Consider the following 16,266-nt stretch of genomic DNA (forward strand, 5'->3'; position numbering starts at 1 on the left):
GACGCTACAGCGGCCTCAGTGCCGGCTCCTTCTGGACAGCCCCCAGGAGCCGGTCCAGCGCCAGTTCGACGTCTTCCTTCCAGGAGAGCGTTGTCCTCAGGTCCAGCCTCAACCGCGGATAAGTGGGATGCGGACGTACGGTCTTGAACCCGACAGCCAGCAGATGATCCGCGGGCAGCACGCACGCGGGCTCCTTCCAACGGGCATCACCGAACGCCTCGATGGCTTTGAAACCCCGGCGGAGCAGATCCTTGGCGACGGTCTGCACCATCACCCGTCCCAGGCCCTGTCCCTGATACCCCGGCGTGATCCAACCGGTCATCAGCTGCACGGCGTCGGGGGCCACGGGACTGGTCGGGAACGCCATGGATCTCGGCACATAGGCGGGAGGCGCATAGAGCACGAAGCCGACCGGCACCTCATCGACATAGACGACCCGGCCACAGGAGCCCCACTCCAGCAGTACGGCCGAGATCCAGGCTTCCTTCTCCAGTTCGGGTCTGCCCGCCTTTACCGCGGCTTCCCCGCTGACCTGATCAAGTTCCCAGAAGACACACGCACGGCAACGCTTGGGAAGGTCCGGAAGGTTGTCCAGCGTGAGCGGTACAAGCCGACGCCCCAAGGCTGATCCTCGCTTCCCATACCGGCCGCATCACGAGCGGCTGTCAGAACGCTCCGTTCTCGGAGCAGGCTGCCGATGAAGCCACCGACCGCCCCCAGTCCCAGTCCGACGGTCACCAGTTGGCTTCGGCTCACCTCTGGCATGCCCGCGCCTCCCTCTGCGATGGATCACGGTGGATGCGCCTACCAGAACGCATCGTATCCACCGGGCCATGACGCGGATACCGTCCAAGAGCAAAGGGCGGGCCGTGTTCCGGTAACACCGGCCACAACCCGCCCCCTCAACCCATGGCGACGGCTCAACCCTTGCCGTCGTCCTCCGTGTCCTGCTCGGAGAGACCCTGCTCCAGGACCCGACCCTCACCGGGAGCGAGGGTGCCGAGGATCCGGTCCAGATCCTCTATCGAAGCGAACTCGACGACGATCTTTCCCTTCTTCTGACCGAGGTCGACCTTCACGCGTGTCTCGAAGCGATCCGAGAGCCGGGTAGCGAGATCGGTGAGAGCAGGCGACACGCGGGCACCAGCACGCGGCCCCTTCGACTTCGGCGCAGCGGTGGTTTCCGAGCTCATCAGCGTCACGATCTCTTCGACCGCCCGCACCGACAGACCCTCGGCGACAATGCGATACGCGAGCTTGTCCTGCGCCTCCGGGTCCTCCACCGCGAGCAGCGCCCTGGCGTGACCGGCCGACAGCACCCCCGCCGCGACCCTGCGCTGGACCGGCGGGGAGAGACGCAGCAGGCGAAGCGTGTTGGAGACCTGCGGTCGCGAGCGGCCGATCCGGTCCGCCAGCTGGTCATGGGTGCAGTTGAAGTCCTTGAGCAGCTGGTCATAGGCGGCCGCCTCTTCCAGCGGGTTCAGCTGCGCCCGGTGAAGGTTCTCCAGGAGAGCGTCCAGCAGAAGCTTCTCGTCATCCGTCGCGCGGACGATAGAGGGAATGCGCTCCAGGCCGGCCTCTCGGCAGGCCCTCCACCGGCGCTCACCCATGATGAGCTCATAGCGTTCGGCCCCGAGCTGGCGGACGACGACGGGCTGAAGAAGGCCCACCTCCCGGATCGAGGTGACCAACTCGGCGAGCGCGTCCTCGTCGAAGACCTCACGAGGCTGGCGTGGGTTGGGCGTAATGAAGTCCAGCGGCAGCTCGGCGAAGTGCGCTCCCGGCTCCGGCTCGGACACGATCTCCGGCTCCGGTGCCACCTCGGTGATCTCCGGCGCCTGGAGTGTCTGCGCCAGCGTCGCCAGCTTCGCGGCCGCCACACCGCGCTCCGGGTTCAGCGACGGAATCGCGCCGGGGGAGGTTGCCCCCGCCCCGGCAGCAGGCACCGTCCGCTCCTGGGGCGCAGCGGGGATCAGCGCACCGAGCCCACGCCCCAGCCCTCTACGTCGATCACTCACTGGATCCCCTCCGACATGCTTCGCTGATTGTTCTGACCCACATGCGCATGCTGGGGGTCGTAGTGCACACCGACACCCCTGAGCGCGATCTCCCGGGCCGCTTCAAGGTACGACAGCGCGCCGCTGGAGCCCGGATCGTACGTGAGGACGGTCTGGCCGTAGCTCGGCGCCTCCGAGATACGCACCGATCTCGGAATGCTGGTCCGCAGCACCTCGTCACCGAAGTGGGTGCGCACCTCGTCCGCGACCTGTGAAGCGAGCCGGGTCCGACCGTCGTACATGGTGAGAAGAATCGTCGACACATGGAGCGTGGGGTTGAGGTGCCCCCGGACCAGATCGACGTTCCTGAGGAGCTGTCCCAGGCCCTCCAGGGCGTAGTACTCGCACTGGATGGGGATCAGCACCTCGGCCCCCGCCACCAGGGCGTTGACCGTGAGCAGGCCGAGCGACGGCGGGCAGTCGATGAGGATGTAGTCCAGCGGCTGCTCGTAGGCCTGGATCGCTCGCTGCAGTCGACTCTCCCGCGCCACCAGCGACACCAGTTCAATCTCCGCACCGGCGAGATCGATGGTGGCTGGGGCGCAGAAGAGACCTTCGACGTCGGTGACGGGCTGCACCACTTCGGAGAGCGGCTTGCTCTCCACCAGGACGTCGTAGATCGAGGGGACATCGGCGTGATGGTCGATGCCCAGTGCGGTGGAGGCGTTTCCCTGCGGATCGAGGTCGATGACCAGGACCCGGGCGCCGTGCAGTGCGAGCGATGCAGCGAGGTTGACCGTGGTGGTCGTCTTCCCCACTCCGCCCTTCTGGTTGGCGACCACCATCACACGCGTCTGCTCAGGCCTTGGGAGGCCCTCGCCGGCACGGCCCAGCGCCTCTACTGCCAGCTGGGCAGCGCGGCCGATGGGGGTGTCATCCATCGGGGGCGGTGTTTCACGTGAAACATCCTCCCCCGCCGTTTCGGTGCGGGGACCGGGGACCGGGTCGGTCATCGGTCCCGCGATGTTGGCGTTGGACCGCAAGGATTCACTCTCCTCGGCTGCAGGCTCTCGATGAGCAGAGCCTGCCATGCTTTCGGGGTCGTGAACCAGCGAGGCCCGTGGATCTGTGGATGAATCCCCCTCTGTGGACAATTCCGTAACCCTCACGGGGGGCTTGCGGTCGCGCGGCGTGGCAGCCGCACGGCCGCGGCTGATGATTCCCTGCAGCAGTGAGCGACGTTTCACGTGAAACACGATGCACGCGCAGCGCGACGAGACCGCCTCGACACTCCGCAGCGGATACGTATGGCAGCTTGTATGGAGCATCGCTGATAGGCAGTACCGACCGGCGGGACAGCGAGGGACTCAGGGTTTCAGCGACGGCGACGGGGACGGCTCGGACGGGCGGCCTTGGCCCGCTTCGCGGCGAAGCGGACTCCGCCGGGGCTCTCTCCGACCTCTACGCGCACTACGGTCGTCATGGGATCCACGATGCCCTCACCGACGTGCAGGACTGAGGCTTCCACCACACCGAGCTTGCTCAGGGCTGCCCGTGCTCCGTTGATCTCCTCCTCGGCGGTGTCGCCCTTGAGCGCCAGCATCTCGCCGTACGGGCGCAGCAGCGGCACTCCCCAGCCGGCCAGACGGTCCAGCGGAGCCACCGCGCGCGCCGTCACCACATGGACGGGGGCCAGCGTGCCGAGCACTTCCTCGGCACGCCCGCGTACCACCGTCACATGGTCGAGGCCCAGGAGTTCGACGACCTCCTGAAGGAAATTCGTGCGCCGCAGCAACGGCTCAAGAAGCGTGATCTTCAGATCCGGCCGGACCAGCGCCAGCGGGATCCCGGGCAGGCCGGCCCCCGAACCGACGTCGCAGACCGTGACGCCCTCAGGCACGACCTCGGAGAGCACAGCGCAGTTCAGCAGATGCCGCTCCCACAGGCGCGGTACTTCGCGGGGGCCGATGAGGCCACGCTTGACCCCGGCGTCCGCGAGGAGCTCCGCGTACCGAACGGCCTCCGGGAAGTACTCACCGAATACCGTCCGCGCCTGTTCGGGCGCCTGGGGGAGCTCCGCTGCCTCCGTCACGGGAACCATCCTTCCGTACCGCACTGGGGTGGCTGACTATCAGGCTGACAAAGATCGGCCCCGCCTGCGAACAGACGGGGCCGACAACACAAGGGGCGTCAGGCGGGGAGCACGACGACGAAGCGCTGCGGCTCTTCGCCCTCCGACTCGCTGCGCAGTCCGGCGGCCGCGACCGCGTCGTGCACGACCTTGCGCTCGAAAGGCGTCATCGGAGCCAGCTTCACCGGCTCACCGCTCTGCTTCACATCGTTCGCGGCCTTGGCGCCCAGCTCGGCGAGCTCCGCACGCTTCTTGGCCCGGAAGCCCGCGATGTCCAGCATCAGGCGGCTGCGGTCACCGGTCTCCCGGTGCACGGCCAGACGCGTCAGCTCCTGGAGCGCCTCGAGAACCTCGCCGTCGCGGCCCACAAGCTTCTGCAGGTCACGGCCGGACGAGTCGCTGATGATCGAGACCGCGGCCCGGTCGGCCTCGACGTCCATGTCGATGTCGCCGTCAAGGTCGGCGATGTCGAGCAGACCCTCGAGGTAGTCGGCCGCGATCTCGCCCTCCTGCTCCAGGCGAGTCAGGGTGTCGCCACCCTCGGCGGCGGCCGCGGAGGTGGTGCCTTCCGTCACGGATGGACTCCTTCTACTTCTTGGAGGACGGGTGCTTGGGCCGCTGCTGGCCCTTGCGCTGTCCGGACTTGGCTTGGCGTGAGGAGCCGGAGGGCGACTTGCCCGCCTGCTTCGGCTTGGCGTCCTGCGGCTCGTCCTTCTTCTCCAGCGAGGTCTTGGGCTCCTCGGTGGAGGCCGCGGAGTCCTCGGCGGCCTTGGCCGCGCTCTGGGCAGCGGCGGACTGGCGCTGGGCCTTGGTCTGGCGCTTGGGCTGCTGACGCCTCGCGGCACCGGCGGCCTCGGACTCGGTCGCGACGGTCTCGCTCCTGGCGACCGTCCCGTCGGGCTGTGCGGCGAAGCCGGCCTTGGAGAGGCCGACGAAGAAGCGGCGCTCGTTCTCGTTGCGGTCGCTGCCCTTGGCGACGATGGCCTGGACGATGTTCCGCCGGCGACGGCCGCGCACCTCACCGTGCACGGTGACGCTCTTCAGCAGCCGCTGCAGGTAGGCGTCCTGGGCCTTGCTGCCCGGGGTGGGGTTCTGGTTGATCACGTACATCTGCTGGCCCATGGTCCACACGTTGGTGGTCAGCCAGTAGACGAGGACACCGACAGGGAAGTTGATGCCCATGCCGGCGAAGATCAGCGGGAAGATGTACATGAGCATCTTCTGCTGCTGCATGTACGGGGTCTTCACCGAGAGGTCGACGTTCTTCATCATCAGCTGGCGCTGCGTGTAGAACTGCGACGCCGACATCATGATGATCATGATCGCCGTAACGATGCGGACCGACGTGATCGAAGCGTCGAGGGAAGCGACCTTCGCGGCGCTGTCCGTGAAGGTGGCCGCCAGCGGCGCCCCGAAGATGTGTGCCTCACGAGCGCTGTCGAGCAGCGGCTCGTTGATGACACCGATCGTCTTCCCCTCGGCGATCGAGGACAGGACGTGGTACAGAGCGAAGAAGAACGGCGACTGCGCCAGGATGGGAAGGCACGAGGAGAGCGGGTTGGTGCCCGTCTCCTTGTACAGCTTCATCATCTCTTCGGACTGACGCTGCTTGTCGCTCTTGTAGCGCTCCTGGATCGCCTTCATCTTCGGCTGGAGCGCCTGCATGTTCCGGGTCGACTTGATCTGCTTCACGAAAAGCGGGATCAGACAGATCCGGATCAGCACCACCAGGGACACGATGGACAGACCCCAGGCCCAGCCCGTGTCAGGCCCGAAGATCGCCCCGTACAGCTTGTGGAACTGGACGATCACCCATGAGACAGGCGTGGTGATGAAGCTGAAAAAACTGGCAATCGTGTCCACTAATCAGGCTCCTTGAGCATTGGGCGAGGTCTCTGCGGCCGGGCTCGTCTCGGCTGAGTGCCCGCCCTTGCCGCCACGCAGTGCGTTGCGCAGCATTTCGTGCCAACGAGGGCGCTTGCGCGGCGGGACGTGGTCCACACCACCGGGCGACCACGGGTTGCACCGCAGGATGCGCCAGGCGGTCAGGGCCGTGCCCTTCACCGCGCCATGCCGGTCGATAGCCGTAAATCCGTAGTGGGAACACGACGGGTAATACCGGCAGACAGGTCCGAGAAGCGGGCTAATCGTCCACTGGTACAGCTTGATCAGAGCCAGCAACGGGTACTTCATCGCATGCCCCCTCACAGCAACCGCTGAAGAGCGGCATCCAGGTCTCGGGCCAGCTGTGGGTACTCGGCGTCGCCCGCTCCGGGCAGCGCCCGTACGACAACCAGGCTACCGGGGGGCAGCCCGGGCAGCCGATCGCGAACGAGGTGGCGCAGTCTCCGCTTGACCTGGTTACGGACGACCGCTCCGCCCACGGCCTTGCTCACGACGAAACCCGCACGCGTCGGGGGAGCGCTCTCCCCAGGCGCGTGCGGGTCCGTGGCACCGCTGCGTAGATGGACGACGAGTAGCGGGCGACCGGCCCTGCGTCCTCGGCGTACCGCGGTTGCGAAGTCCTCGCGCCGCCTCAGCCGATTCTCGGTAGGCAGCACGTCATGACCTGTAGCGGTCAGGCGGACAGGCTCGCGCGACCCTTGCCACGGCGGTTCGCCAGGATGGCGCGGCCGGCGCGGGTACGCATGCGCAGACGGAAGCCGTGGGTCTTGGCACGACGGCGGTTGTTCGGCTGGAAGGTGCGCTTGCTCACTCGGGGGCTCCAGAAATGATTCGTTGGTGGCGGGACATCGCCTGGCTGTCACCGTGCGCCCACGAGTAGCTCGCAATACGCCCGAGTGCACCGCTTCACGATCACAGACCGTGATCTTTGCCCATCGGAGGCAGGCGGCAGCAGCCATCGACAACTCGACCACGTTACGGTACGCGCGGCTACGCCATCCGGTCAAACCAACCGCTGGGTGCCGCACACTGTGCACAGGCTGTGGACAACAACTTGAACCACGTCAGCCGCCGCGACTACCGTGGCTGAACTCCGAATCTTTTCCCCTTGTGTCCTTACCTGTCCTTACAGACCGTCCCGAGAACCACACATTCGTGGGACCTGCGAGAGAGCGTGCCCTGTGGCTGACGTACCTGCCGATCTTGCCGCAGTGTGGCCACGGGTGCTGGATCAGCTCCTCGGGGAGGGCCAGCAGGGCATCGAGCCCAAGGACAAGCAGTGGATCGAGCGCTGCCAGCCCCTCGCGCTGGTGGCGGACACCGCTCTGCTCGCCGTCCCCAACGAGTGGGGCAAGCGCGTCCTCGAGGGCCGGCTGGCGCCACTGATCAGCGACACCCTGAGCCGTGAGTGCGGTCGCCCGATCCGTATCGCGATCACCGTCGACGAGTCGGTCGGCGAGCAGTCCGCGCCTCCCGTGCAGCAGCCGCGCTACGACGAGCGCCCGCACCAGGACTCGTACGACGGCTACGGGCACCGTCAGCAGATGCCCGACGACGGGCTGCCGACCGCGCGCCCCGCCTATCCGGAGTACCAGCAGCAGCGCCCCGACCCCGGCTCCTGGCCGCGCGTCCAGGAGGACCTGTGGCAGCAGCAGCGCCTGGGCGGGTTCCAGGAGCGGGACCCGTACACAGGACCGCGCGCCCAGCAGCCGCAGCACGACTACCGCGGCCCGCAGAGCCAGGACCGCCCGCAGTACGAGCAGCAGCGCCCGGAGCGTGCCGAGCTGCCCGACCCCCAGGCCCCGCGCCACGGAGGCCCCCAAGGAGGTCCGGGCGGTGGCCCCGGGTCCATGGGTTCGCCCTCCGGCAAGGCGCCGGGCCCCGGCGAGCCGCACGCCCGTCTCAACCCCAAGTACCTCTTCGACACCTTCGTCATCGGGTCGTCGAACCGTTTCGCCCACGCGGCCGCCGTCGCGGTGGCCGAGGCGCCCGCGAAGGCGTACAACCCCCTCTTCATCTATGGCGAGTCGGGGCTGGGCAAGACGCACCTGCTGCACGCGATCGGGCACTACGCGCGCAGCCTCTACCCGGGCACGCGGGTGCGCTATGTGAGCTCCGAGGAGTTCACCAACGAGTTCATCAACTCGATCCGTGACGGCAAGGGCGACACCTTCCGCAAGCGCTACCGCGATGTGGACATCCTGCTGGTCGACGACATCCAGTTCCTCGCGAGCAAGGAGTCGACGCAGGAGGAGTTCTTCCACACCTTCAATACGCTCCACAACGCCAACAAGCAGATCGTGCTGTCCTCCGACCGGCCGCCCAAGCAGCTGGTGACGCTGGAGGACCGGTTGCGCAACCGCTTCGAGTGGGGTCTCACCACCGATGTGCAGCCGCCGGAACTGGAGACGCGGATCGCGATCCTCCGGAAGAAGGCCGTGCAGGAGCAGCTCAACGCCCCGCCGGAGGTGCTGGAGTTCATCGCCTCGCGGATCTCGCGCAACATCCGCGAGCTGGAGGGCGCCCTGATCCGGGTGACGGCCTTCGCGAGCCTGAACCGCCAGCCGGTGGACCTCGGGCTCACCGAGATCGTGCTGAAGGACCTGATCCCCGGCGGCGAGGACTCGGCCCCCGAGATCACCGCGAGCGCCATCATGGCGGCGACCGCCGACTACTTCGGGCTGACGGTGGAGGACCTCTGTGGATCCTCGCGCAGCCGGGTGCTGGTGACGGCCCGCCAGATCGCCATGTACCTCTGCCGGGAGCTCACCGATCTGTCGCTGCCGAAGATCGGCGCGCAGTTCGGCGGCCGGGACCACACGACGGTGATGCACGCGGACCGCAAGATCCGCGCCCTTATGGCCGAGCGGCGCTCCATCTACAACCAGGTCACGGAGCTCACCAACCGCATCAAGAACGGCTGACACGCCGGCTGAGACAGCTCTCCGAGGACGCCCCGGGACACCGTTCCGGGGCGTCTTTCGTCGTTGAAAGGGGCGTCCCTCCTCGTTACGGGGGGCGCCCCGGCGGCGTTGAGGGGGCGCCCGGGCGGGGACGCGCGCCGCCGGCCTGTTCGAATACCGAGGCGCGGGGAGCCGTTCTCCACAGATGTGGGGAGAATCCTCCGTCCACAGCCTGGGGACCGGTGGGTTGTCCAGATCGTGTCCACAGGCAGCCCGCTCGAGAGATCATCATTCCAGGTCAGACCCTTGTGGATTTGTGACCAACCGTGCTCCACAGTCTGTGGACAGATGATCTGTCCACAGGGGCGCACCGGCGTTGTCCACCGGCGGCCCACAGGCAGAGCCCTCTTGCCCACAGCTTCTCCACACCGCTGTCCACTGTTCGGCAACGAAACGCCCGGCCTCACCGGCTCGAGTGAAAGCCGTCACACCAAGGTGGTCGGTTGGCCTGTGGGGAAGGTGGGTAAAGCTGGGGACGAGGCTGGGGAGAACTCCCCGTCGCCTGTGCATCGGGTGTGCAGAACTTTCCGGCGTCCACAGAAAGGGCCGGTTGTCCACCGGTCCCACCCACAGGCACGGTGGACAAAAAACGGGCAGTGACCAGCGAAAACGACGTTATCCACCGTTTCCACAGGCCCTACTACTACTCCCACTTAGAGTTACCGGGAAATTCGCTTCGAAGAAGGCCCTGTGCACAACTCGGCCCCGGAGCCACCGAGGCCCCTCGCAGCGACTTGACCCCGAGCCGCACCGACTGTCGGCGGCGTGCGTCAGACTGGTCCCCGGCAACGTCCCCTGCCTCCGGTGGGGAGACACCGAGCCAGACGACGAAAGCCAGCAGGGCGAGCCAGCAACAGCAGGAGGCGGTTCCGGTGAAGATCCGGGTGGAGCGCGATGTACTCGCGGAGGCGGTGGCCTGGGTGGCCCGCAGCCTCCCGGCCCGTCCGCCGGCGCCCGTACTCGCGGGCCTTCTTCTGAAGGTCGAGGACGGCGCGCTCAGCTTCTCCAGCTTCGACTACGAGGTCTCGGCCCGCGTCTCGGTGGAGGCCGAGGTCGAGGAGGACGGCACCGTCCTGGTCTCCGGCCGACTGCTCGCCGACATCTGCCGCGCTCTTCCCAACCGGCCGGTGGAGATTTCCACAGACGGTGTACGGGCGACCGTGGTCTGCGGCTCGTCGCGATTCACACTCCACACCCTGCCTGTGGAGGAGTACCCGGCCCTGCCGGAGATGCCCACCGCGACCGGCACCGTCCCCGGTGAGGTCTTCGCCTCCGCCGCCGCGCAGGTGGCCATCGCCGCCGGCCGTGACGACACGCTGCCGGTGCTCACCGGTGTGCGGATCGAGATCGAGGGCGACACCGTCACCCTGGCCTCCACCGACCGCTACCGCTTCGCGGTCCGCGAGTTCCTGTGGAAGCCGGAGTCCCCGGACGCGTCCGCGGTCGCCTTGGTGCCCGCGAAGACCCTGCTGGACACCGCCAAGGCGCTGACCAGCGGTGACACGGTGACCCTGGCGCTCTCGGGCTCCGGCAAGGGCGAGGGTCTGATCGGTTTCGAGGGCGCGGGACGCCGCACGACGACGCGTCTGCTCGAAGGCGACCTGCCGAAGTACCGGACGCTCTTCCCCACCGAGTTCAACTCGGTCGCCGTGATCGAGACCGCCCCGTTCGTCGAGGCCGTCAAGCGCGTGGCCCTGGTGGCCGAGCGGAACACCCCGGTGCGGCTCAGCTTCGAGCAGGGCGTGCTGATCCTGGAAGCCGGTTCCAGCGACGACGCACAGGCTGTGGAGCGGGTCGACGCCAACCTGGAGGGCGACGACATCTCGATCGCCTTCAACCCGACGTTCCTGCTGGACGGTCTGAGCGCCATCGACTCCCCGGTCGCCCAGCTGTCCTTCACGACCTCCACCAAGCCCGCGCTGCTGAGCGGCAAGCCGGCCGTGGACGCCGAGGCCGACGAGGCGTACAAGTACCTGATCATGCCGGTCCGCCTCAGCGGCTGAGACCGCTCCTCCGCCCGGCCGACCGCGTTTCGCGCGGGTCGGCCGAGCGGTCGACTGAGCGGCTGACCCCACAGGTGTGCGCCCGCACCCCGGCGTAGGCTCGGACGCGGGTACGAACCGCACACGACGCTTAAGGAATCTCTGATGGAGCTCGGTCTCGTCGGTCTTGGCAAGATGGGCGGCAACATGCGTGAGCGCATCCGCCGCGCAGGCCACACCGTCATCGGATACGACCGCAACCCGGACCTCGCGGATGTCCACAGCCTCGAGGAGCTTGTGGGCAAGCTCAAGGGCCCCCGCGTCGTGTGGGTGATGGTCCCGGCCGGTGCCGCGACCCAGTCCACCGTCGACGAGCTGGCCGAGCTGCTCTCCCCCGGCGACATCGTCGTGGACGGCGGGAACTCCCGCTGGACGGACGACGAGAAGCACGCGGAGGAGCTCGCCGCCAAGGGCATCGGCTTCGTCGACTGCGGTGTCTCCGGCGGTGTCTGGGGCCTCGAGAACGGCTACGCGCTGATGTACGGCGGCGACGCCGAGCATGTCGCCCGGGTCCAGCCGATCTTCGACGCGCTGAAGCCCGAGGGCGAGTTCGGCGCCGTGCACGCCGGCAAGGTCGGCGCGGGCCACTTCGCGAAGATGGTCCACAACGGCATCGAGTACGCCATGATGCAGGCCTACGCCGAGGGCTGGGAGCTGCTGGAGAAGGTCGACTCCGTCACCGACGTGCGTGAGGTCTTCCGCTCCTGGCAGGAGGGCACGGTCATCCGCTCCTGGCTGCTCGACCTGGCTGTCAACGCGCTGGACGAGGACGAGCACCTCGACAAGCTGCGCGGTTACGCCGCGGACTCCGGCGAGGGCCGGTGGACCGTGGAGGCCGCGATCGACAACGCCGTGCCGCTGCCCGCGATCACCGCCTCGCTGTTCGCGCGCTTCGCGTCCCGCCAGGACGACTCGCCGCAGATGAAGATGATCGCCGCACTGCGCAATCAGTTCGGTGGCCACGCGGTCGAGTCGAAGAAGTAATCCACAGGCTGTGTGCTCCGGCGCACGGCCACGCCGGGGGAAGGTCGGCGCACATCATGCATGTCACGCATCTGTCGCTGGCCGACTTCCGGTCCTACGCCCGGGTCGAGGTTCCGCTCGACCCGGGCGTCACCGCGTTCGTGGGGGCGAACGGCCAGGGCAAGACGAACCTCGTGGAAGCGGTCGGCTATCTGGCCACGCTCGGCAGCCACCGGGTCTCCTCGGACGCGCCGCTCGTCCGCATGGGCGCCGAGCGCGCCGTCATCCGGGCCGCCGTCACCCAGGGCGAGCGCTCCCAGCTGGTCGAGCTCGAACTCAACCCGGGCCGCGCCAACCGGGCCCGGATCAACAGGTCCTCGCAGGTAAGGCCCCGGGACGTACTCGGGATCGTCCGCACAGTCCTCTTCGCGCCCGAGGACCTGTCGCTCGTCAAGGGCGACCCCGGGGAGCGCCGGCGCTTCCTGGACGAGCTGCTGACGGCGCGCGCGCCGCGCATGGCGGGCGTGCGGTCCGACTACGAACGGGTGCTCAAGCAGCGCAACACGCTGCTGAAGAGTGCCGCGATGGCGCGGCGCCACGGCGGACGGTCGATGGACCTGTCCACGCTCGACGTGTGGGACCAGCATCTGGCGCGGGTGGGCGCCGAGCTGCTCGCCCAGCGGCTCGACCTGATCGCGACGCTCCAGCCGCTGGCGGACAAGGCGTACGAGCAGCTGGCGCCGGGCGGCGGGCCGGTCTCGCTGGAGTACCGGGGCTCCGCGGCGGGCGACGCGCACACCCGCGAGGAGCTGTACGAGCAGCTGATCGCCGCGCTCGCCGATGTCCGCAAGCAGGAGATCGAACGGGGCGTGACCCTGGTCGGACCGCACCGCGACGAGCTGTTGCTCAAGCTGGGCGAGATGCCGGCCAAGGGCTACGCGAGCCATGGCGAGTCCTGGTCGTACGCGCTGGCGCTGCGGCTGGCGTCGTACGACCTGCTCCGGGCGGAGGGCAACGAGCCGGTGCTCGTCCTGGACGACGTCTTCGCCGAGCTGGACGCGCGGCGCCGGGAACGGCTCGCGGAGCTGGTCGCGACGGGCGAGCAGGTGCTCGTGACGGCGGCGGTCGACGACGATGTGCCGGGTGTGCTGGCGGGCGCGCGGTACGCGGTCGCGGAAGGTGCGGTCGAGCGCGTATGAACAACTCCCCCGAGCTTCCGGACCTCACCGGGGGCTCCGGCCTGCCCGGCGCCGGGACGCACGCACCGGGCTCGCCGGCGAGCCCTGGCGGTCCCGTGGCCCCCGGCGTTCCAGAGGCGTCGGGCGTCGACCTGGCGCGGGTGGCCCTGCGTGCCGCCAAGGAGCAGGCGCGGGCGCGCGGCGCGGCGGCGCAGCAGAAGAAGCAGGCCAAGCGCGGCGGCGGGCTGCGGTCGGGTGCCCGCGCGGACGGGCGCGACCCCCTGCCCCTCGGCGCCGCGATCAACCGGCTGATCACCGAGCGCGGCTGGGAGACGCCGGCCGCGGTGGGCGGTGTGATGGGCCGCTGGCCGCAGATCGTCGGCGACGACCTCGCGAAGCACTGTGTCCCTCTGCGGTACGACGAGGACCCGGACGAGCGCGTACTCACCGTGCAGTGCGACTCGACGGCCTGGGCGACGCAGCTGCGCCTGCTGGCGCCCCGGCTGGTGGCACGTCTGAACGAGGACCTCGGTCAGGGGACGGTACGGCTGATCAAGGTGCTGGGCCCCGGCGGCCCGCGCCGGGGGTACGGACCGCTTCGTGCGCCGGGCTCGGTAGGGCCCGGGGACACGTACGGATAGCGGAGCGGACGGCCGAACCGCACCCAGGAGCGAGCGGAAAACGGCTCCGGTGCGCCCGCCCACACAACCCGTGACAGCCCGAAGCGCTGGGTGCCCGTCAGAGCCTCTTGGAGCCCCTTCCCGGATATGGGGAGTCGGGCCGCGCCGGTTCAGGGCGGCACATGCGGACTCAGGTACCGGCAAACCCCCATTCATGTCAGCGCTACCGGTAGACTGGAGGACAATCCCGCCTTACTGCGGAACATGTCGAACGACGCAGCCGCTCCCGCCTGCCCGGAGAACGGCTCGTGCTGTGCCAGAAAGGGCGCTTCGTGGCCGATTCCGGCAACCCCAACGAGAACATTCCGTCCACCTCCGGCGAAGGCGTGCCGGAAGAGAACGTAGAGGCGGCCGAGGTCGTCACCTCGCACGGCGAGGTGACTGCCTCGTACGACGCCAGCGCGATCACCGTCCTCGAGGGCCTCGACGCGGTTCGCAAGCGCCCGGGCATGTACATCGGGTCGACCGGCGAGCGTGGTCTGCACCACATGGTCCAGGAAGTCGTCGACAACTCCGTCGACGAGGCCCTGGCCGGTCACGCGGACATGATCGACGTCACGATCCTGGCCGACGGCGGTGTGCGCGTCGTCGACAACGGCCGTGGCATCCCGGTCGGCATCGTCCCGTCGGAAGGGAAGCCGGCCGTCGAGGTCGTGCTGACCGTCCTGCACGCGGGTGGCAAGTTCGGCGGCGGCGGTTACGCGGTCTCCGGCGGTCTGCACGGCGTGGGCGTGTCCGTGGTGAACGCGCTGTCGACGCGGGTCGCCGTGGAGATCCGGACCGACGGCCACCGCTGGACGCAGGAGTACAAGCTCGGCGTGCCGATGGCGCCGCTGGAGCGCCACGAGGAGACCGACGAGACGGGCACCTCGGTGACCTTCTGGGCCGACGGTGACATCTTCGAGACGACCGAGTACTCGTTCGAGACGCTGTCGCGGCGTTTCCAGGAGATGGCGTTCCTGAACAAGGGGCTGACCATCCGCCTGACGGACGAGCGGGAGTCGGCGAAGGCCGTCCTGGACGCGGACGACCCCGAGGCCGCCGAGAGCGCGAGCGAGGCGGAGAAGGTCCGCACGGTCACGTACCACTACGAGGGCGGCATCGTCGACTTCGTGAAGTACCTGAACTCGCGCAAGGGCGAGCTGATCCACCCCACGGTCATCGACATCGAGGCCGAGGACAAGGAGCGGCTGCTCTCCGCCGAGATCGCGATGCAGTGGAACTCGCAGTACACGGAGGGTGTCTACTCCTTCGCGAACACGATCCACACGCATGAGGGCGGTACGCACGAAGAGGGCTTCCGCGCCGCCATGACGGGTCTCGTCAACCGGTACGCGCGCGACAAGAAGCTGCTGCGCGAGAAGGACGACAACCTCTCAGGCGAGGACATCCGCGAGGGCCTGACGGCGATCATCTCCGTCAAGCTCGGCGAGCCGCAGTTCGAGGGCCAGACCAAGACCAAGCTGGGCAACACGGAGGCCAAGACCTTCGTGCAGAAGGTCGTCCACGAGCACCTCACGGACTGGTTCGACCGCAACCCCAACGAGGCCGCGGACATCATCCGCAAGGCGATCCAGGCCCAGACGGCCCGCGTGGCCGCCCGCAAGGCCCGCGACCTGACCCGCCGCAAGGGGCTCCTGGAGAGCGCCTCGCTGCCGGGCAAGCTGTCCGACTGCCAGTCGAACGACCCCACCAAGTGCGAGATCTTCATCGTCGAGGGTGACTCCGCCGGCGGCTCGGCCAAGTCCGGCCGCAACCCGATGTACCAGGCCATCCTGCCCATCCGGGGCAAGATCCTGAACGTCGAGAAGGCACGGATCGACAAGATCCTGCAGAACACCGAGGTCCAGGCGCTGATCTCGGCCTTCGGCACCGGAGTCCACGAGGACTTCGACATCGAGAAGCTCCGCTATCACAAGATCATTCTGATGGCGGACGCCGACGTCGACGGTCAGCACATCAACACGCTGCTGCTCACCTTCCTGTTCCGCTTCATGCGGCCGCTGGTCGAGGCGGGGCACGTCTACCTCTCCCGCCCGCCGCTGTACAAGATCAAGTGGGGCCGGGACGACTTCGAGTACGCGTACTCGGACCGCGAGCGCGACGCGCTCGTCGAGCTCGGCAAGCAGAACGGCAAGCGCATCCGCGAGGACTCGATCCAGCGCTTCAAGGGTCTGGGCGAGATGAACGCCGAGGAACTGCGCATCACCACCATGGACCAGGACCACCGTGTGCTCGGCCAGGTCACGCTGGACGACGCGGCACAGGCCGACGACCTGTTCTCGGTGCTGATGGGTGAGGACGTGGAGGCGCGGCGCTCGTTCATCCAGCGCAACGCCAAGGACGTCCGCTTCCTCGACATCTGAGTCGGTCTCAGCTGACCGCACGAAAGGACTGAAGACCAGCA

At 68.2% G+C, this 16,266-nt stretch carries 15 protein-coding genes; 6 read left to right on the forward strand and 9 right to left on the reverse strand.

Annotated elements, in window-relative coordinates:
• Positions 1 to 4: 4 nt before the first annotated feature.
• From ACZ5VC_RS14535 to rpmH, 9 genes are all read right to left on the reverse strand, one after another.
• Positions 5 to 622, reverse strand: a complete 618-nt coding sequence (locus tag ACZ5VC_RS14535; RefSeq protein WP_468708944.1) for a GNAT family N-acetyltransferase — start codon at positions 620 to 622, stop codon at positions 5 to 7.
• 298 nt (positions 623 to 920) lie between these two features.
• Complete coding sequence (locus ACZ5VC_RS14540; protein WP_469120389.1) at positions 921 to 2,018, reverse strand: ParB/RepB/Spo0J family partition protein; 1,098 nt, start codon at positions 2,016 to 2,018, stop codon at positions 921 to 923.
• On the reverse strand, positions 2,015 to 3,088 hold the full coding sequence (locus tag ACZ5VC_RS14545) for a ParA family protein (RefSeq protein WP_469120805.1): 1,074 nt from the start codon (positions 3,086 to 3,088) through the stop codon (positions 2,015 to 2,017). The genes ACZ5VC_RS14540 and ACZ5VC_RS14545 overlap by 4 nt, the downstream gene beginning before the upstream one ends.
• A 284-nt stretch (positions 3,089 to 3,372) precedes the next feature.
• Positions 3,373 to 4,089 carry a 16S rRNA (guanine(527)-N(7))-methyltransferase RsmG gene (rsmG, locus tag ACZ5VC_RS14550; RefSeq protein WP_469120390.1) on the reverse strand — a complete coding sequence of 239 codons (717 nt, stop codon included), beginning with the start codon at positions 4,087 to 4,089 and terminating at the stop codon, positions 3,373 to 3,375.
• A gap of 98 nt (positions 4,090 to 4,187) precedes the next feature.
• Positions 4,188 to 4,703 (reverse strand): Jag family protein, encoded by a 516-nt coding sequence (locus ACZ5VC_RS14555; protein WP_468708948.1) that lies wholly within the window; start codon positions 4,701 to 4,703, stop codon positions 4,188 to 4,190.
• Between the two features lie 13 nt (positions 4,704 to 4,716).
• The gene (gene yidC, locus ACZ5VC_RS14560) at positions 4,717 to 5,991 is read right to left on the reverse strand and encodes a membrane protein insertase YidC (RefSeq protein WP_469120391.1); all 1,275 of its coding nucleotides are present in this window, start codon (positions 5,989 to 5,991) and stop codon (positions 4,717 to 4,719) included.
• A gap of 3 nt (positions 5,992 to 5,994) precedes the next feature.
• The gene (gene yidD, locus ACZ5VC_RS14565; RefSeq protein ID WP_468708951.1) at positions 5,995 to 6,321 is read right to left on the reverse strand and encodes a membrane protein insertion efficiency factor YidD; all 327 of its coding nucleotides are present in this window, start codon (positions 6,319 to 6,321) and stop codon (positions 5,995 to 5,997) included.
• An 11-nt stretch (positions 6,322 to 6,332) separates the two neighbouring features.
• The gene (gene rnpA / locus ACZ5VC_RS14570) at positions 6,333 to 6,689 is read right to left on the reverse strand and encodes a ribonuclease P protein component (RefSeq protein ID WP_469120392.1); all 357 of its coding nucleotides are present in this window, start codon (positions 6,687 to 6,689) and stop codon (positions 6,333 to 6,335) included.
• A gap of 17 nt (positions 6,690 to 6,706) precedes the next feature.
• Positions 6,707 to 6,844: a 50S ribosomal protein L34 gene (gene rpmH, locus ACZ5VC_RS14575; protein ID WP_006381191.1), complete on the reverse strand. Its 138-nt coding sequence runs from the start codon at positions 6,842 to 6,844 to the stop codon at positions 6,707 to 6,709.
• 370 nt (positions 6,845 to 7,214) lie between these two features.
• Here rpmH and dnaA point away from each other — a divergent pair, with 370 nt between their 5' ends.
• From dnaA to gyrB, 6 genes are all read left to right on the forward strand, one after another.
• Entirely contained in the window at positions 7,215 to 8,957 is a 1,743-nt protein-coding gene (gene dnaA / locus ACZ5VC_RS14580; RefSeq protein WP_469120393.1) for a chromosomal replication initiator protein DnaA, read from the forward strand.
• Between the two features lie 911 nt (positions 8,958 to 9,868).
• Positions 9,869 to 10,999 carry a DNA polymerase III subunit beta gene (gene dnaN / locus ACZ5VC_RS14585; RefSeq protein WP_469120394.1) on the forward strand — a complete coding sequence of 377 codons (1,131 nt, stop codon included), beginning with the start codon at positions 9,869 to 9,871 and terminating at the stop codon, positions 10,997 to 10,999.
• Positions 11,000 to 11,143: 144 nt separating this feature from the next.
• Positions 11,144 to 12,022, forward strand: coding sequence for a phosphogluconate dehydrogenase (NAD(+)-dependent, decarboxylating) (gene gnd / locus ACZ5VC_RS14590; RefSeq protein ID WP_469120395.1), 879 nt, complete (start codon positions 11,144 to 11,146; stop codon positions 12,020 to 12,022).
• 56 nt (positions 12,023 to 12,078) lie between these two features.
• Entirely contained in the window at positions 12,079 to 13,200 is a 1,122-nt protein-coding gene (gene recF, locus ACZ5VC_RS14595; RefSeq protein WP_468708957.1) for a DNA replication/repair protein RecF, read from the forward strand.
• The gene (locus tag ACZ5VC_RS14600) at positions 13,197 to 13,820 is read left to right on the forward strand and encodes a DciA family protein (protein ID WP_469120396.1); all 624 of its coding nucleotides are present in this window, start codon (positions 13,197 to 13,199) and stop codon (positions 13,818 to 13,820) included. The genes recF and ACZ5VC_RS14600 overlap by 4 nt, the downstream gene beginning before the upstream one ends.
• Positions 13,821 to 14,107: 287 nt before the next feature.
• Positions 14,108 to 16,225 carry a DNA topoisomerase (ATP-hydrolyzing) subunit B gene (gene gyrB, locus ACZ5VC_RS14605; protein WP_469120397.1) on the forward strand — a complete coding sequence of 706 codons (2,118 nt, stop codon included), beginning with the start codon at positions 14,108 to 14,110 and terminating at the stop codon, positions 16,223 to 16,225.
• Positions 16,226 to 16,266 lie beyond the last annotated feature (41 nt).

The organism is Streptomyces sp. NPDC033174 (assembly GCF_055577795.1).

What these genes read in the sequence shown, in the direction of transcription:
- ACZ5VC_RS14600 (WP_469120396.1), top strand. Translation starts at nt 13,197, where the DNA reads ATGAACAACTCCCCCGAGCTTCCGGACCTCACCGGGGGCTCCGGCCTG.
- ACZ5VC_RS14545 (WP_469120805.1), bottom strand. Translation starts at nt 3,088, where the DNA reads ATGGCAGGCTCTGCTCATCGAGAGCCTGCAGCCGAGGAGAGTGAATCC.
- yidD (WP_468708951.1), bottom strand. Translation starts at nt 6,321, where the DNA reads ATGAAGTACCCGTTGCTGGCTCTGATCAAGCTGTACCAGTGGACGATT.
- gnd (WP_469120395.1), top strand. Translation starts at nt 11,144, where the DNA reads ATGGAGCTCGGTCTCGTCGGTCTTGGCAAGATGGGCGGCAACATGCGT.
- recF (WP_468708957.1), top strand. Translation starts at nt 12,079, where the DNA reads ATGCATGTCACGCATCTGTCGCTGGCCGACTTCCGGTCCTACGCCCGG.